Origin of the sequence: Nonomuraea guangzhouensis (genome assembly GCF_019396345.1) — a bacterium.
In the GTDB taxonomy this organism is placed as follows: domain Bacteria; phylum Actinomycetota; class Actinomycetes; order Streptosporangiales; family Streptosporangiaceae; genus Nonomuraea; species Nonomuraea guangzhouensis.
The window spans coordinates 364,898-378,815 of record NZ_JAHKRM010000005.1; the positions used below are offsets into that span (position 1 = coordinate 364,898).

The 13,918-nt window shown below is 69.4% G+C and carries 14 protein-coding genes; 9 read left to right on the forward strand and 5 right to left on the reverse strand.

What is annotated here, in order from left to right; translation table 11 throughout:
- The first annotated feature begins 1 nt into the window (after position 1).
- Positions 2-580 carry a helix-turn-helix domain-containing protein gene (locus KME78_RS12410; RefSeq protein WP_219528977.1) on the forward strand — a complete coding sequence of 193 codons (579 nt, stop codon included), beginning with the start codon at positions 2-4 and terminating at the stop codon, positions 578-580.
- A 72-nt stretch (positions 581-652) separates the two neighbouring features.
- On the opposite strand, the gene KME78_RS66090 is transcribed toward KME78_RS12410, so the two are convergent.
- From KME78_RS66090 to KME78_RS12420, 3 genes are all read right to left on the reverse strand, one after another.
- Complete coding sequence (locus tag KME78_RS66090; protein WP_281428697.1) at positions 653-775, reverse strand: hypothetical protein; 123 nt, start codon at positions 773-775, stop codon at positions 653-655.
- Positions 776-846: 71 nt separating this feature from the next.
- The gene (locus KME78_RS12415; protein WP_219528978.1) at positions 847-1,758 is read right to left on the reverse strand and encodes a hypothetical protein; all 912 of its coding nucleotides are present in this window, start codon (positions 1,756-1,758) and stop codon (positions 847-849) included.
- Positions 1,759-2,193: 435 nt separating this feature from the next.
- Positions 2,194-3,450, reverse strand: coding sequence for a hypothetical protein (locus tag KME78_RS12420; protein ID WP_308126911.1), 1,257 nt, complete (start codon positions 3,448-3,450; stop codon positions 2,194-2,196).
- A gap of 1,044 nt (positions 3,451-4,494) precedes the next feature.
- Between KME78_RS12420 and KME78_RS12425 the strand changes: the two genes are divergently transcribed.
- The gene (locus KME78_RS12425; RefSeq protein ID WP_219528979.1) at positions 4,495-4,947 is read left to right on the forward strand and encodes a hypothetical protein; all 453 of its coding nucleotides are present in this window, start codon (positions 4,495-4,497) and stop codon (positions 4,945-4,947) included.
- Here the strand turns inward: KME78_RS12425 and KME78_RS12430 are convergent.
- The gene (locus KME78_RS12430) at positions 4,915-6,321 is read right to left on the reverse strand and encodes a coiled-coil domain-containing protein (RefSeq protein ID WP_219528980.1); all 1,407 of its coding nucleotides are present in this window, start codon (positions 6,319-6,321) and stop codon (positions 4,915-4,917) included. The genes KME78_RS12425 and KME78_RS12430 overlap by 33 nt on opposite strands.
- A 122-nt stretch (positions 6,322-6,443) precedes the next feature.
- Between KME78_RS12430 and KME78_RS12435 the strand changes: the two genes are divergently transcribed.
- From KME78_RS12435 to KME78_RS12455, 5 genes are all read left to right on the forward strand, one after another.
- Positions 6,444-7,571 (forward strand): tyrosine-type recombinase/integrase, encoded by a 1,128-nt coding sequence (locus KME78_RS12435; protein WP_308126912.1) that lies wholly within the window; start codon positions 6,444-6,446, stop codon positions 7,569-7,571.
- 356 nt (positions 7,572-7,927) lie between these two features.
- Entirely contained in the window at positions 7,928-8,506 is a 579-nt protein-coding gene (locus KME78_RS12440) for a transposase (protein ID WP_219528981.1), read from the forward strand.
- A 116-nt stretch (positions 8,507-8,622) separates the two neighbouring features.
- Positions 8,623-9,117, forward strand: a complete 495-nt coding sequence (locus KME78_RS12445) for a hypothetical protein (protein ID WP_219528982.1) — start codon at positions 8,623-8,625, stop codon at positions 9,115-9,117.
- A 147-nt stretch (positions 9,118-9,264) separates the two neighbouring features.
- Positions 9,265-10,206 (forward strand): RNA polymerase subunit sigma-70, encoded by a 942-nt coding sequence (locus KME78_RS12450; protein ID WP_308126913.1) that lies wholly within the window; start codon positions 9,265-9,267, stop codon positions 10,204-10,206.
- Positions 10,207-10,216: 10 nt separating this feature from the next.
- Positions 10,217-11,575 (forward strand): amidase family protein, encoded by a 1,359-nt coding sequence (locus KME78_RS12455; protein ID WP_219528984.1) that lies wholly within the window; start codon positions 10,217-10,219, stop codon positions 11,573-11,575.
- 205 nt (positions 11,576-11,780) lie between these two features.
- Here KME78_RS12455 and KME78_RS12460 read toward each other — a convergent pair whose 3' ends face one another.
- Positions 11,781-12,242, reverse strand: coding sequence for a MarR family winged helix-turn-helix transcriptional regulator (locus KME78_RS12460; protein ID WP_219528985.1), 462 nt, complete (start codon positions 12,240-12,242; stop codon positions 11,781-11,783).
- 154 nt (positions 12,243-12,396) lie between these two features.
- Between KME78_RS12460 and KME78_RS12465 the strand changes: the two genes are divergently transcribed.
- Together KME78_RS12465 and KME78_RS12470 are read left to right on the forward strand one after the other, a co-directional pair.
- Positions 12,397-13,020, forward strand: a complete 624-nt coding sequence (locus KME78_RS12465; RefSeq protein WP_219528986.1) for an NADPH-dependent F420 reductase — start codon at positions 12,397-12,399, stop codon at positions 13,018-13,020.
- Positions 13,021-13,079: 59 nt separating this feature from the next.
- Positions 13,080-13,913 (forward strand): CPBP family intramembrane glutamic endopeptidase, encoded by an 834-nt coding sequence (locus tag KME78_RS12470; protein ID WP_219528987.1) that lies wholly within the window; start codon positions 13,080-13,082, stop codon positions 13,911-13,913.
- The last annotated feature ends 5 nt before the right edge of the window (positions 13,914-13,918 follow it).

Below are 13,918 nucleotides of genomic sequence, written 5' to 3' on the forward strand. Positions count from 1 at the left end.
CATGACGCAAGAAGGCGATCTGGACAGCATGGTCCGCATGCGCATCCGGAGTCTGCGACAGGCACGCGGCTGGTCTCTGGACAACCTCGCCGAGCGCGCCCTCATGAGTCCCTCCAGCCTGAGCCGCATCGAGACCGGCCGCCAGCGCATCAGCCTCGACCAGCTGACCTCTCTGGCACGCGCCCTGGGTACCTCGATCGACCGGTTGGTGGAGACCGTCAATGACGACGACGTCGTGATCAGGCCCGAGCGCGACGATCAGCGTGGACTGACCACCTGGCTGCTGAGCCGCGGATCCGCGCCCGCCGGTGTCACCGTCGCCAAGATGCGCATCACCGACGAGCCGCGCGGACCCGGGGCCGATCAGCTCGGCGTGCACCCCGGCAAGGAATGGTTCACGGTCCTGTCGGGGACCGTCGCGCTGATCCTCGGCGAGCGCGCCATACGAGTCGAGACCGGTCAGGCCGCCGAGTTCTCCACCATGATCCCCCACGCCATCAAGGCACACGGCGGTCCGACGGAGATCCTCGTCATCCTCGACCACGACGGACAGCGCACCCATCTCCACCCCCCGGCGTGAACCCGGCCGACTCCCGCGAACTGCCCTGCTCACTCCTCGCCGCCGTCATCGTCGTCGAGGCCCCCGGCGACATCAGGCCAGATCGTCGACGTCCACCGGCTGCCCCTCGGCGGCCAGTTGTTGGCCGCGTCCGTGATATCGCAGGCGGGCGCCGCCATCCGACCCCTGGTTGTCGCTGACGCACAAGACGACCACTCGACTCCTCTACGAGGGCGGTGGCGCCTGGAACCGCTACGCCGTCGGCCGGAGCCCAACGCGTGACCGCGTCAGTAGGCGTATTCCTCGGCGACCTTCTGAGCGATGGCCTCCACCTTGGGGGTGTAGACCCGATAGAAGTCCTTGCCGCACTCCAGATCGTCCAGAGCGGCCTTGATCTCCTTGGCCAGGTACGGCTTGGCCTGGGCGGGCGTGAGCGTGGCGCCGAAGGTTCGCTTGGTCTCGCCCTTCTTGGGGGGCGACGGCACGTCGGGAACATCCTCGCGCTGCTTGCGGCCGATCTCGTCCTCCTGATCGGAAAACGCGTCGCGGCCGCGCGACGACAGTTGCGACGGCGTGGTGCCGGAGATCTTGTATCCCTTGCCCGTCAGGCACGTGGCCATGCTCGATGCCAGCTTGACCAGTTCGGCGTCGCCGTCGATCTCGCGCTCAGCCGCCCTGTCCGAAGCGTCCGCGGACTGGTCGAACAGGTCCGTATCGGAGCTCACCTTCTTGCCGAGGACCTGTTCGGCCGCGAGGACGACGCAGGCGCTCACGGCCTTCCAGTAGCTCTTGTGCTGAGCCGGGGAGAGCTTCGTCCAGATCTTCCCGTTGGGGTCGGCTCCTGAGAGGTCGGGCATGATGTCGGGGCTGTCTGGGCCTTTCGGGTAGACGTATGTCGCGAAGACCCCGAAGCCGTACTTCGCCCGCTGGGCCTTCAACGCCTCATAGTCGCCGGCCCTGCGCTTGAGCTCATCATCGGTGAGGGGATCTTCCTGCGGCACGTAGGCGATGTACTTGAAACCCTTCTGCTTCATGCAGTCCGCCTTGACGGATTCGAACTGGCGCCTCTTCTCCTGTGCCGTCGCGGCCGACTTCGAGGCAGGTGAAGAGGCCGTCCCAGCCGGCTCGGCCTCTCCCCCGCAGGCGCTGAGCACGGCCGTCGCGGCCAGGGTTAAGGCGATCTTTCTGATGGCGTTCATGGTCGGTCTCCCGTATTTCAACGTCACGCGCGCACGCGACCGCCAAGGCACCCGTACGGTTCGTGGTGGCGTCCGGCGCGCGTGATCTGCTTCTTCCGTGGCTCGCGTACGAGCCGGCTACCGTCCGATCTGGCAGGTTGTGCGAGTCCGGCCGCAAGCGACCCTTGCGGCTAGCGCCGAACGCTGCCGCGACAGTCACCCGCCTGGACGTGCTGCGGCCCGTCACCTGTGCCCCGGCCGAAGACCGTGGACGCGACTATCGCGATCAGTGCCAATGTGGATCTTCCTCGCATGCCCGGAAACAATACTGCGTTCAATGGAGTATGGTCAATCGTGGCGGCCTCGGGGTCGAGGAATCCAGGGCTTGTCGTCGTTCGATGGTCCACAGCGTGAGCGACCCAAGACCCCGACCATAGAGCGCTGCGTTATTCCAGGTCAGCCCGCGCGAAGCTCCGCCGCGACCGCCCGCTCGCGCAGTTGAGTAGCCTCCGCGCGAGCCGCCTCCAGCTGAACGCGGGCATCCTCCAGCCGAGCCCGCTCCAACCGCAGCTCGCCCCGCAGCCGATCCCGCTCGTCCGCCGTCTCGCGCGCCTGCGCGATCTCCGCGGCGGCCAACTCCCGCGCCTTCGCCGCGTCGTTCAGAGCGACGGCCCGTTCCCCCTGCGCCTCCGCCGCGGCACGTTCGGCGCTCTCCGCCCGCGCGACGGCCCGTTCCCGCTCCTGTCCGGCCGCCTCCGCCCTGGCCTCCGCCACCGCCAGGTCCCGCTCGGCCCGCTGCCTGGCCCGCTTGGCCTCCGCCGCCTCCTCACGTGCCCGCTCAGACTCCGCCTTGGCCTCCGCCGCCTCTTTCCGTGCCTGGTGGGCGCGCGCCTCCCCCTCCTTTTCCGCCCGTACGGCCCGCGCTTCAGCTTCTTTCCGCGCCTGTACGACCTGCGCCCCCGCCGCCTTCTCCGCCCGTGCCGCCCGGGCTTCCGCCTCCCTTTCAGCCCGTACGGCCTGCGCCTCAGCCTCAGCGGCACGCCCGTCGGCCACCTCGACCCGCTCCGCCAGCTCCTGAACCGCCTGATCCCTGGCCCGCTCGGTCAACTCCGCCTGCCGAACAGCCTCCTCCGCCCGTCGCTCGGCCAGATCAGCCCGGCGCCCCGCCTCCTCGGCCGACAGCAGCGCCTGCCGTTCGGTGCTCGCCGCCTCCCGCAACGCGGCCAGCGCCTGCTCGCGAGCCCGCTCCCCATCAGCCTGCGCGGTATCCCGCTCCGCCTCGGCCTCCTCCACCCGCAACCGCATCGCACCGGCCTCCCGGCGCGCGTGCTCGGCGGCCTCCCGCGCCAGCCGTACCTGCTCGAACGCCTGCTCCCGCTCGGTACGCGCGATGGCGACCCGGGTATGCGCCTCAGCTTGTACGGCACTCAGCTTCGCCTCGACCCCGGCCGGACTCAACTCCTGCGCCAGCGCCCTGGCCAGCGGCTCGATCGCGGCCGCCAGCCCGCCTTCCATCCGGTCGTACAACTGCTCAGCCCTGGCCAGCGCCCCCTCCAGCCCAGGCGTGGCGCGCCGCATCTCCCGCTCCCGCTTGGCGGCGGCCTGGCAGTCGCCTTCCGGGCAGTACGCCTTGGGCCGCCCCCTCCCCCGCCGCTGCTCGATCAGGGTCCCACAGTGCATACACGGCGTCACCGCGCCCATCTCAGCTGTCACGCTCAGACTCTAGCATTTTCTATTTTCTAGAAATTCAAATTCAATAATTATGATCTGTTGCGTGGCGGGAGATCTCACCAACTTGCGAGAAGGCGGAATTCTCGCAAGTTACCGACCGAAGGCGTTCTCCAGGCTCGAGAGGCTGACCGTGCGGATTGCCACGAAGTTGTCCTGGGGTTATGCCACTTGGTGTCAGTGGGAATGCCACGAGGTGTCAGCAAGATCCTTTGAGTAGGCCGCTTTGAGGGGGCGCCCTCCCGGTGCCCAGAGGATATTTTCGCAGGTGAGTGCCATGTTGGGGGCGGAAGTCGCGTTGTAGCTTGCCTCCGTGTCATCCGCCCGCCGTCTGCGCCCGCAAGCGATGGCCTCGCAGTCCCGCCGCGTTTCGACAGCGAGATCTGTGCGCTTGAGACTTTCGCTCCGCTGACACATTGTGGCGATAATGCCATCTGCTGACATTACGATCGAAAGGATGACCTGGCGTTTTGCCATGGGATGTCAGCAAGAGGTGCCAGTGGATGTCAGCACGGGCCCAGGACACCCAACATGGACCGTATGCCCCTCGAGAGGGGGCACCGCGTGGCGTCTGTCCGCCGTGCGATCAGGGGGCGTGGGGCTGGATGCACCCAGAACTTTTCATGGTCGCAGTCGCCCACGCTGTGCGGAAAGCAATCACCAGGTAACGGCAGGTGGCTTGACGGACCTGGCCGACTCACTGGTACCGTTCATGTCGATTCCCCTACCCGCTTCGGTGGGTAGGTGCGGGCCCCGCCTAAGTACGGGCGGGGCCTTTGCGTTGTCACCATCTCCCTGGTCAGTGCCTTTTCCCGATTGCTGAGCTAAAGCCGTTTGCTGCTGGTCCGGATAGGCCTGGGGTGCGTCAAAGTCCGACGTTGCGTATGGCGTTGTCCCGCCAGCGGTCCACGGCGCGGATGTAGCGCAGGACGACGGGTGAGGCGGGCGCCCAGCGGCCGTGTTTGGCGATGACGGCGATCGGGACGCCGGCGGCGTAGGCGACGGTGGCGCCGCCGCAGCCTGTGCGCGGTGACGGTGTTTGCGTACGGCACGCGGGCGCGCATGGCCAGGTCGCGGACGACGACGTTGACCGCGTCCGCGCCGAGCGAGGGGCCGGTTGACCCGCAGCAGCAGCCGACCAGTGGCGTGTCCGGCCTGGTCGAGAACCTTCAGCCAGTTGCGCCAAGCGGCGACCGGGTCGGTGAGCGGGTGGCTGCCGCGCGGGATGGCGATGGTCTCACCGCGCGAGTCCTTGTCGGTCTTGGAGGTGCGGATGGTCACCTCCAGGCCGTCCGCGACCTCACGCACGTCCTCCCTGGTCAGCGCGACGAGCTCGCTGCGCCGGCCCTTCAGCGCCAGGCCGAGCACGAGCAGCAGCCGGTCGCGCCGGCCGATCGGGGTGGTCAGGTCGCAGGCGGCGACCATGGCGCGCAGCGCGAAGGGGCGCCCTCAGGCGGGTGGCGGGGCGGTGACGGCCTGTAGGGCGGCGCTCAGTGCTCGGGCCTGTGCCGGCGACTGCGGAGCGTTGGCGAGGGGGATGGCGCTGTCGTCGTAGTGCAACATCACCACGCCGTCCTGCAGGGTGACGGCGTGGAAGGCTCCGCCGGGCAGCCGCACGCCGGGCCGGCCGTCGACGTCGGCGAGCGGCGGCACCACCAGGCCGGTGGCCGCCTGGGCGGCGGCGAGCTGGCGGCGTAGGGTCTGCTGCTCGCGTTCGGCCATCTCCAGCCGGGTTTCGGCGGTGGCTTGGCCCAGGCGGGCCTGGTCCCGCTGGGCCTGTAGCCGTTCGCGTTCTTCGTCGGAGCGGCGCTGTCGTTCGGCCAGCTCGTCGCGTACCGCGCGGGTTTCGGCGCGGGCCTGCTCGGCGCTGGTGGTGGCCTGGTCGAGCTGTTGCCGGGTGGTGGCCAGGTGCGCGGTGGCCTGCTCCAGGTGTTCGGTCAGGCGGCGGATGTCGGCGCGGGCCTGGTGCAGCTGACGGTCGCGCTCGGCCAGGGCGGCGGCGCGCTCTTCGGCCAGGTCGGTCGCACGGGACATCTTGGCGCCCAGGGCGCGCAGCTGCTCGGCTTGGCGCCTGGTCAGGGCCTGCTCGTCCTGCAGCTGGGCGGTGAGCTGGCCGATCTGCATGCCGAGGCGTTCGGCGTTGGCGCGGGCTTCGCCGTGGATGCGGTCGCGGTGCTCCTCGGCTGTGTGCTGGGCGTGCAGGGCCTCCTGCCGGTCGTGCAGGGCGGCGTCGCGTTCCTGTTCGGCCGTCTGGCGCGCTGCTAGGGCGGCGCGCATCGAGGTGCGGGCCTGTTCGGCGTCCTGGTCGGCCTGCTGCACCCGCTCTTCGGCCTGGCCTAGCTGGGTGGTGATGGCCTCTGCGACCTGCGCGAGGTGTTCGTCCAGCTGGCGCAGGTCCTCGCGTTCGGCGGCCAGATGGGCGTCGCGCTGGTCGAGCCGGGCGCGGATTTGGCCGGCCTCGGTGGTGAAGGCGCTGACCGCGGTGTGCGTGGCCACCGCCGCGGGTGCGGTGTCGGCGGCCCGGCTGGCCTCGTTGCTGCACAGCTTGCAGCAGTACTTGCTGGGCCGGCCGCCTTTGCCGGGTTCGCGTTCGGGCTTGGCGCGGCCGCAGCCGGGCCGGGCGCATTGCCGCAGCACGTCGTCGGTGTCGACGGCGAGGCAGTCGCGGGTGTGGCCGCGGCCGCCGCGCGGCGGTGCGTCCGGGTTCGGCCCGGTGGGCGCCGGGGGCCGCTCCCACGGCTCCGGCTGAGGCCCGGCCGGCGGCGCCAGCGGGCCGGTGGCCGGTTCGGCGGCGCCGGGGTGGTCCCGGCTCGGCGTGGGGGTCGGCTCGCCCGGCTCGAAGCTCATCTCCGTCACACGAGCGAATTTAGCATCAGCACATGCTCTGTTAATGATGATTACGCATATCGCGTGTGCGTTTCTTTTATGATCACTGAGAAGTGGAGTTCTCAAAGATCATTTCTGTTAGGGTGGATTCCGTGACCGAGTCCGCCACGGCCCCCGGGCCGGATTCCCGCCCCCTACCCGCGACCGCCTTCCCCGCCTTCCCCGCCTTCCCCGCCTCCGCCGCCGGACTGGCGCCGGGTGCCGCTGCGGCGGTCGCGCCGGCCCGCGACCCGTACCTGCTCTATCTGGGGCGCCTGGGCAGCACCGACTCCCGCCGTGCCATGCGGATCTGCCTGGACCACATCACCCGGATGCTCGCCGGCGACCGGCTCGATGACGCCACCGTCACCGGCCAGGGCCAGCCCTGGCATCATCTGCGCTACGAGCACACCGCCTGGATCCGCGAACAGGTCGACCAGATGGACTGGTCGCCCGCCTACCGGAACAAGCACTTGGCCGCGCTGCGCGGCGTGCTCAAGGAGGCTTGGAAACTCGGCCTGCTCAGCACCGACGACCACCTGCGGGCCGTTGCCCTGGCCCCGTTCGGCGGCCACCGCGAACCGGCCGGCCAGCACGTCCCAGACACCGTCATCGGCGCCCTCATCGCCGCCTGCGACGCCGACCGCTCCCCCGCCGGCGTCGTCACCGGCGCCGGGCTGCGGGACGCGGCCATCATCGCCGTGCTGGACGCCTGCGGCCTGCGCCGCGCCGAACTGGTCGCCCTGCAGTACCCCGACTACGACCGGGCCCGGCGCATGCTCACCGTCATCGGCAAGGGCGACAAACAGCGCCGCATCCCGGTCAACTCCTTCGCCGCGCGCCGCCTGGAGGCCTGGCTCGCCCGCCGCGGCACCCACCGCGGCCCGCTGTTCCCCCGCCTGACCCGCGGCGGCAGACTGCGCACCGCCCCCGACGGCCGCCCCTGGCGGATGAACCCCCAGGCGGTGCGCGACATCCTCGCCAAACGCACCGAACAGGCCGCCACCACGGCGGTCCGGCCGCACGACCTGCGCCGCACCTTCATCTCCAACCTCCTGCCCCAGGCCGACGCGATCATGACCGCCCGGCTGGCCGGCCACGCCAGCCCCAGCACCACCCTGCGCTACGACGTGCGCCCCGACGAAGAGGCCCGGGACGCCGTCGAACGACTCCGTGTGCCCACCGTCGCGCCCCTGCTGCCGGACATGCCCGCTGACCAGCCGCCTCCCGCGGCGCCGTGAGGCGGAGGGGCCTGCGAGACGGGTCTCCCGGGTGGGAGAACGAGGCCGAGAAAGTTCGGCGGCCGTCGAACCGTTCGATCGGAGTGCAGCCGGAACTGGATCGCGCCAGGGGGCCGGTCAGGTCTGCCAGAATCGCTGCGTGGCGGCATCTCCCAACGTGACGACATTGCGGCGCCCTGCTCCAGGGCGCCGTCCGAACCATCGGCGACAACTCCACCCATGCGCTCCTGCCGGAGTTTTGCCGACGGCTCGGCCTGCCCGAACCACCCGAGGACGCGGGTGCCAAGTGGAGGCGGGCAGTCACAGCCTGGCGGCGTTTCGTGCGCTGGGTACGACAGGGGTGGTCAACGAGATCCGTGACCAGCTCCGTCGCGCCATCCGGTTGCGCAAGCGGCCGCTGTCCCAGCGCGGTCACCCTGATCATCGATTCGCAGTCAGTGAAGGGATCGGAGACCGTCAGCAAAGCCACCCGCGGATATCACCCCGCGAAGCGCATCAATGGCAGGAAGCGACATCTGGTGGTCGACTCGAACGGGCTGCAGGTGATGGTCATGGTCACCCCGGCCGACATGGCCGACCGGGACTGCGCCCGCGAACTGCTGTTTCGGTTGCGGCTGACTCACCCCGAGATCACCCTCGTCTGGGCCGACTCCGCCTACGCGGGATCGTTGATCGAGTGGGCGCCCACCTTCCTGAACCTCACCGTCAAGGTGGTCTCCCGACCGCGCGGCGCCCAGGGCTTCGTCGTGCTGGCCAAGCGCTGGGTAGTGGAACGCAGCCTGTCGTGGGTGCTGCGCGCCCGCCGCAACATCCGCGACCACGAACGGCTGCCCCAGAACAGCGAAATCATGATCATCTGGTCGGCGATCATTCAGATGACACGCCGTCTCACCCGCGGCGCCCGCGCCAGATCGTCCTGGGGAAAGGTCTCGTGACCGCGCTGCTGCGGGTTACCGTGTCTCGGAACCCACCAAACGAGACAACCTGAACCGCAGCCATACGGCCACGAAACCCCATGGTCAGTGCCCCTCATGGGATCTCGAACCGGGCAATGCTGAACTGCGAGGCACCATGGCCCCCGCCCATCGCCCGCGGCGGCCGGCCTCACAAGTACTGCTCCGACGCCTGCCGGTGGGTCTTCGGCCGGATACGCGCCAGGCGCTGGTGTCCGCTCACCCAGCGGCACCAACGTCAGGACGACACCCGCAAGCAGCGCCGCCATCTCCGCGACCAGGCCGAACACCTCGCTCAGACAGCCGGGAAGCTGGCCCTCGACCTGCACGCGGAAGACCTCGCTTCGCCCGCCCAGCAGACCGGCTGGAAACCCGGCGCCATCGCCGACTACACCGCCACCGCGCTGCCCCTGCTCGCCCAGGCCCGCGCCGTCCTGGCTGCAGCCGTCGCCGCCGACCGAGCGGTGGCGCCACCTGGAACGAGATCGCCGCAGTCCTGGATGTCAGCCCTGACACCGCCGCTCGCCGCTACCGCAGCTGACGGCATGCCAGCCACGCGGCTCAGTCGAGAAGAAACGAGTCGCCGAGAGTGATTTCAGGACGAGATCCGGTCCTGCCGCGCGCCAACTCCATCTCGACCAGCGACGCCACGCAGGATTGATCATAGGCGGGACTGTGACATAGGTCACCGCTGAGCGGTGGAGCGATGAGTTCAGGGCCACCGCGACGTTCCAATAGACGTGAGTACGCACGAGGCGTTCATGGAACGCATAGGCCGGTACCGCGCGGAGTTGCACGTGCACTGTTATCGGCTGCTCGGCTCGTTCACCGACGCCGAGGACCTGGTCCAGGAGTCGCTGCTGCGGGCGTGGCGCAGCCCGGGCGAGTTCGAGGGGGAGGCGGGCCTGCGGGCGTGGTTGTATCGCATCGCGACGAACGCCTGCCTGGACGCGATCCGGCGCCAGGCACGCCAGGCTCCTGTGGTTGCTTCCTTCGCCGATGTGCCATGGCTGGAGCCGTACCCGGATCTGCTGCTGGACGAAGTCGCGCCCAGTGAGGAGGAGCCGGACGCGGTCGTGGTGGCGAGGGAGACGATCGAGCTGGCCTTCCTGGCGACGATTCAGCTCCTGCCGGCCCAGCAGCGGGCGGTGCTGGTGCTGCGCGACGTGGTCGGCTGGTCCGCCCGGGAGACGGCGGACGCGCTCGGCACCAGCGTGGCCGCGGTGAACAGCGCCCTGCAGCGGGCGCGCGCCACCCTACGCGAGCGCTTGCCGGACCGGCGTCTGGACCTGCCCGCCGGCGAACTGACCGAGCAGGAGCACGACCTGCTCACACGGTACGTGGACGCGCACACCCGCTGCGACGCCGCCGCCTTGGCCGCGCTCGCGCATGAGGACGTACGGGTCACCATGCCGCCGGACCCGCACTGCTACCAGGGCCAGGCGGCGCTGGGACCGTTGTTCGAGCGGGCCTTCGGAGCCAGCCGCATGGGCGAGTGGCGGCTGCTGCCGACCCGGGCCAACCGCCAGCCCGCCGCAGCCTGCTACCTGCGCCGTCCCGGCGACAGCGTCTATCGGGCGTACAAGCTCGACGTGCTGCACATCAGGGACGATGCGGTCGCGGAGTTCACCACATTCGGCGACCGCTTGTTCCCGGCCTTCGGCCTCCCCACGACACTTTGAAGGAGTACAGATGTTTTATTCCGCGACCGAGGCGGCGGAACTGATCCGCCGCAAGGAGATCTCCTCCCGCGAACTGACCGAGTCGCTGTTCGCCCGGATCAACGCCGTCAACCCCGAACTCAACGCCGTCGTCCAACTGCGGCGGGCGCAGGCCCTGCAGGAGGCCGCAGCCGCCGACCAGGCGATGGCACGAGGTGACGAGCTCGGCCCGTTGCACGGCGTGCCGATCACGATCAAGGACTGCTTCAACGTCGCCGGATCGCCCACCACCTGGGGCAATCCCGCGTTCACCGGCCATGTCGCCGACACCGACGCCACCGTCGTGCGGCGGTTGAAAGAGGGCGGCGCGATCGTCGTGGGCAAGACCAACGTGCCGTTCATGCTGGCCGACTACACACACACCGCCAATGACCTGTACGGCTTGACCCGCAACCCGTGGGACACCACCCGGACGCCCGGCGGATCCAGCGGCGGAGCGGCCGCGGCGCTGGCGGCCGGGCTGACCTTCCTCGACTACGGCACCGACCTGGTCGGCTCGATCCGGATCCCGGCGAGTTTCTGCGGCGTCTACGGTCTGAAGCCGAGCACCGGCATCGTGCCGCTGACCGGATTCCAGCCGCCGGGACCGCCGGCCCCTCCGAGCGACATGACGTACATGTCGGCCGCGGGGCCGCTCAGCCGTTCGGCCGGTGACCTGCGAACGGCGCTCGCGGTCACCGCGGGGCCCGAAGGCCAGGCGGCCAAGGCCTACTCCTGGCGGCCGGCCCCACCCCGGCATACCCAGCTCAAGGAGTTCCGGGTCGGATTCGTGCTGGACCACGACCAGGGCCCGGTATCCAGCGAAGTGTCCGCGCAGTTGTCCGACACCGTGGACGCGCTCAGCCGCGCCGGCGCAACGCTCGTCGAAGGCTGGCCGAAGGGCATCGATCCGGTCCGCTCCGCTGAATCCTTCGGCTTCCACGTAGGCCTGTACTTCGCCTTCATCGAAGGCGGCCAGGACGGCGGCCGGGACTTCGCGCCGCTCTCGGCGGCCATCGAGCACGAGACCAGGCGCATGGCTGCACGCCAAGCCTGGAACGATCACTTCGCCGACGTCGACGTGTTCCTGTGCCCGACGACCGCCACGCCCGCCATCCGCCCCGGCGACGGCACGGACGTTGAGCGCATGCCGTTCTGGATCACGCACGCCTCCCTGCCCGGCCTGCCTGCGGTAGACGCACCCATCGGGATCACACCCGGCGGGCTCCCGCTAAGCGCGCAGATCGTGGGACCCCTCTACGAGGACGACACAGCGATCACATTCGCGGAGCTGCTCAGCGAGATCGCCGGAGGCTACACCCAGCCGCCGCCCGACAGCGACCTCCGATGAACCGGATTGTCGACCCCCTGACATAGCCCGACCGGCCCTGTCATCAGGAGCCGAACATGATCCAAGAAACAGCTCTGCGCTCCCAGCGGCAACAGACCGTTTTCAAGCTCCGGGCAAAGCCGAGATCAATTACCCCGACACTCTCTCACGCCCTGACCATGATCGTTCTCACCGATAACCGCTGTACCGATGTTCCCCGAGGCCGTTATTCCAGCGCCGCCAGCCGTTCGGCTACTTTGTCGCCGATGGTGACGAGCATCGCCATCTCGGTCGCAGTGAGATGATCGATGAGCACGTCGCGGACGTCGGCCACGTGCTGAGGAGCCGCGACCTTGATCAGGTCGCTGCCCCGGGGAGTGATGGCGACTACCGCCCCCCGTTGGTCGGCGAGGCACCGCTCGCGGGACACCAGGCCGCGATTTTGCATCCGGCCCAGGTGCTGCGACAGGCGGCTCTTCTCCCAGCGCAACAGCCGGCCGAGTTCGAACGACCTCAGCCGGCCTTCGGGCGCCTCAGAGAGATGGGCCAGGACCTGGTAGTCAGCGCCGGACAGCCCGCACCGGTTGCGCAGCTGCCGCTCGATGAACTCCGACAGCCCGTCCTGCATCTTCATCAAGCTGCGCCAGGCCTGCTGTTCTCGCTCGTCCAACCACCGCGGCTCGGTCACGCACACCACTTTACCGTCTGGTTGACATGGTAACCAAATGCGACGTACTTTCTGGTTCACACATTAACTAAATGTGGGATGTCGACGACACAACCCGTTGACAACGACGGGGTGGGCATGGCGTCCTATCCAGCTTCAGAAAGCAGGCACACCCATGAGCAGCGTCAGCATTATCGGCCTGGGGAACATGGCCGGCGCCCTGGCCGCACGCGCGGTCGCCGGGGGCCGCGCCGTCGAGCTCATCGGCCGCGACCCGGCCAAGGCCAAGGACCTGGCCGCCGCGCTCGGCAGCGGGGCTACGGTCGGGACATTCGGCGCCGTCCCGGTTGGCGACATCGTCGTCCTGGCCGTGCCATACGCCAGCGCCGTGCCGGTCGTCGCCCAGCACAGGGATGCACTGGCCGGCAAGTTCATCATCGACATCTCCAACACGTTCAACGCCGACGCCACCGGGCTCGTCATCCCTGAAGGCACGTCCGGTGCGCAGGAGATCGCCAAGGCAGTCCCGGCGAGCGCGCATGTCGTGAAGGCGTTCAACACGGTCTTCGGCCACGTGCTGGCCCAGGGGCGTCCGTTGGACGTGTTCTTCGCCGGAGATGACGCGCGGGCCAAGGCCGACGTGTCGGCGTTCATCGAGAGCCTCGGACTGCGCCCGCTCGATGTCGGCGGCCTGGAGATGGCCCGCTGGCTGGAAGGGGTCGGGCCGCTGCTGATGGGCCTGGCCCGCAACGGCGCGGGGACCTTCGACATCGCCCTCGGCGTCGACCTCCCCGGCTGAGCGCACCCCTGCAAGTAGCCCGCGGAGCTCCCGCCGCGGATTCTCACGAAGGAGTCATCGTGCGTCTGATATGGCAGCTCTTGGCGGTTGTGGCGGTCTGGATCCTCGGCAATCTGGGCACCGCGGCGGTGAAGGACAACCCCTGGCTGGCGCTCGTCGCCAGCCTGCTGACGGCCGTCATCGCGGTCCTGGTCTACGGCTGGGTGGTGCGGCGCACCGAGCACCGGGCCCCCGTCGAGGTGTCGCTGAAGGGAGCAGGCGCGGGGATCAGCTGGGGCACGCTGCTCGGCATCGCGCTGTTTGGGGCAGTCATCGCGAACATCGCCTTCTTAGGCGACTACACGATCAACGGCCTGGGCACGCCGGCGAGCGCCGTCGGCCTGCTCGGCATCATGGCGGGTGCCGCCGTGACCGAGGAGCTGGTCTTCCGCGGTGTCCTGTTCCGGAACGTCGAGCACTGGGCCGGAACCTGGATCGCGCTCGTGCTGACCGGCTCGCTGTTCGGCCTGATCCACCTGCTCAACGCGAACGCCACCCTGTGGGGCGCCATCGCTATCGCCATCGAGGCAGGCGGGATGCTGACCGCCGCGTACATCGCCACCCGCAAGCTGTGGGTGCCGATCGGTCTGCACTTCGGCTGGAACATTGCCGCGAGCGCCATCTTCAGCACCAAGGTGTCCGGCGGCAACACCCCGCAGGGCCTGCTGGACGCGACGATGTCGGGTCCAGCGCTGGTCACGGGCGGCGACTTCGGACCGGAGGGCAGTGTGTACGCCGTGGTGTTCGGCGTGGTGGCCACCGTCGTGTTCATGTGGCTGGCACACCGGCGTGGTCACGTGGTCCCCGTCCGTCGCCCGGCCCGGGCGGACGTGGCCGCTAGGCTCGCCAGGTGATCGAA

What these genes read in the sequence shown, in the direction of transcription:
- KME78_RS12410 (WP_219528977.1), top strand. Translation starts at nt 2, where the DNA reads ATGACGCAAGAAGGCGATCTGGACAGCATGGTCCGCATGCGCATCCGG.
- KME78_RS12415 (WP_219528978.1), bottom strand. Translation starts at nt 1,758, where the DNA reads ATGAACGCCATCAGAAAGATCGCCTTAACCCTGGCCGCGACGGCCGTG.
- KME78_RS12445 (WP_219528982.1), top strand. Translation starts at nt 8,623, where the DNA reads ATGCTGAACTGCGAGGCACCATGGCCCCCGCCCATCGCCCGCGGCGGC.
- KME78_RS12455 (WP_219528984.1), top strand. Translation starts at nt 10,217, where the DNA reads ATGTTTTATTCCGCGACCGAGGCGGCGGAACTGATCCGCCGCAAGGAG.
- KME78_RS12465 (WP_219528986.1), top strand. Translation starts at nt 12,397, where the DNA reads ATGAGCAGCGTCAGCATTATCGGCCTGGGGAACATGGCCGGCGCCCTG.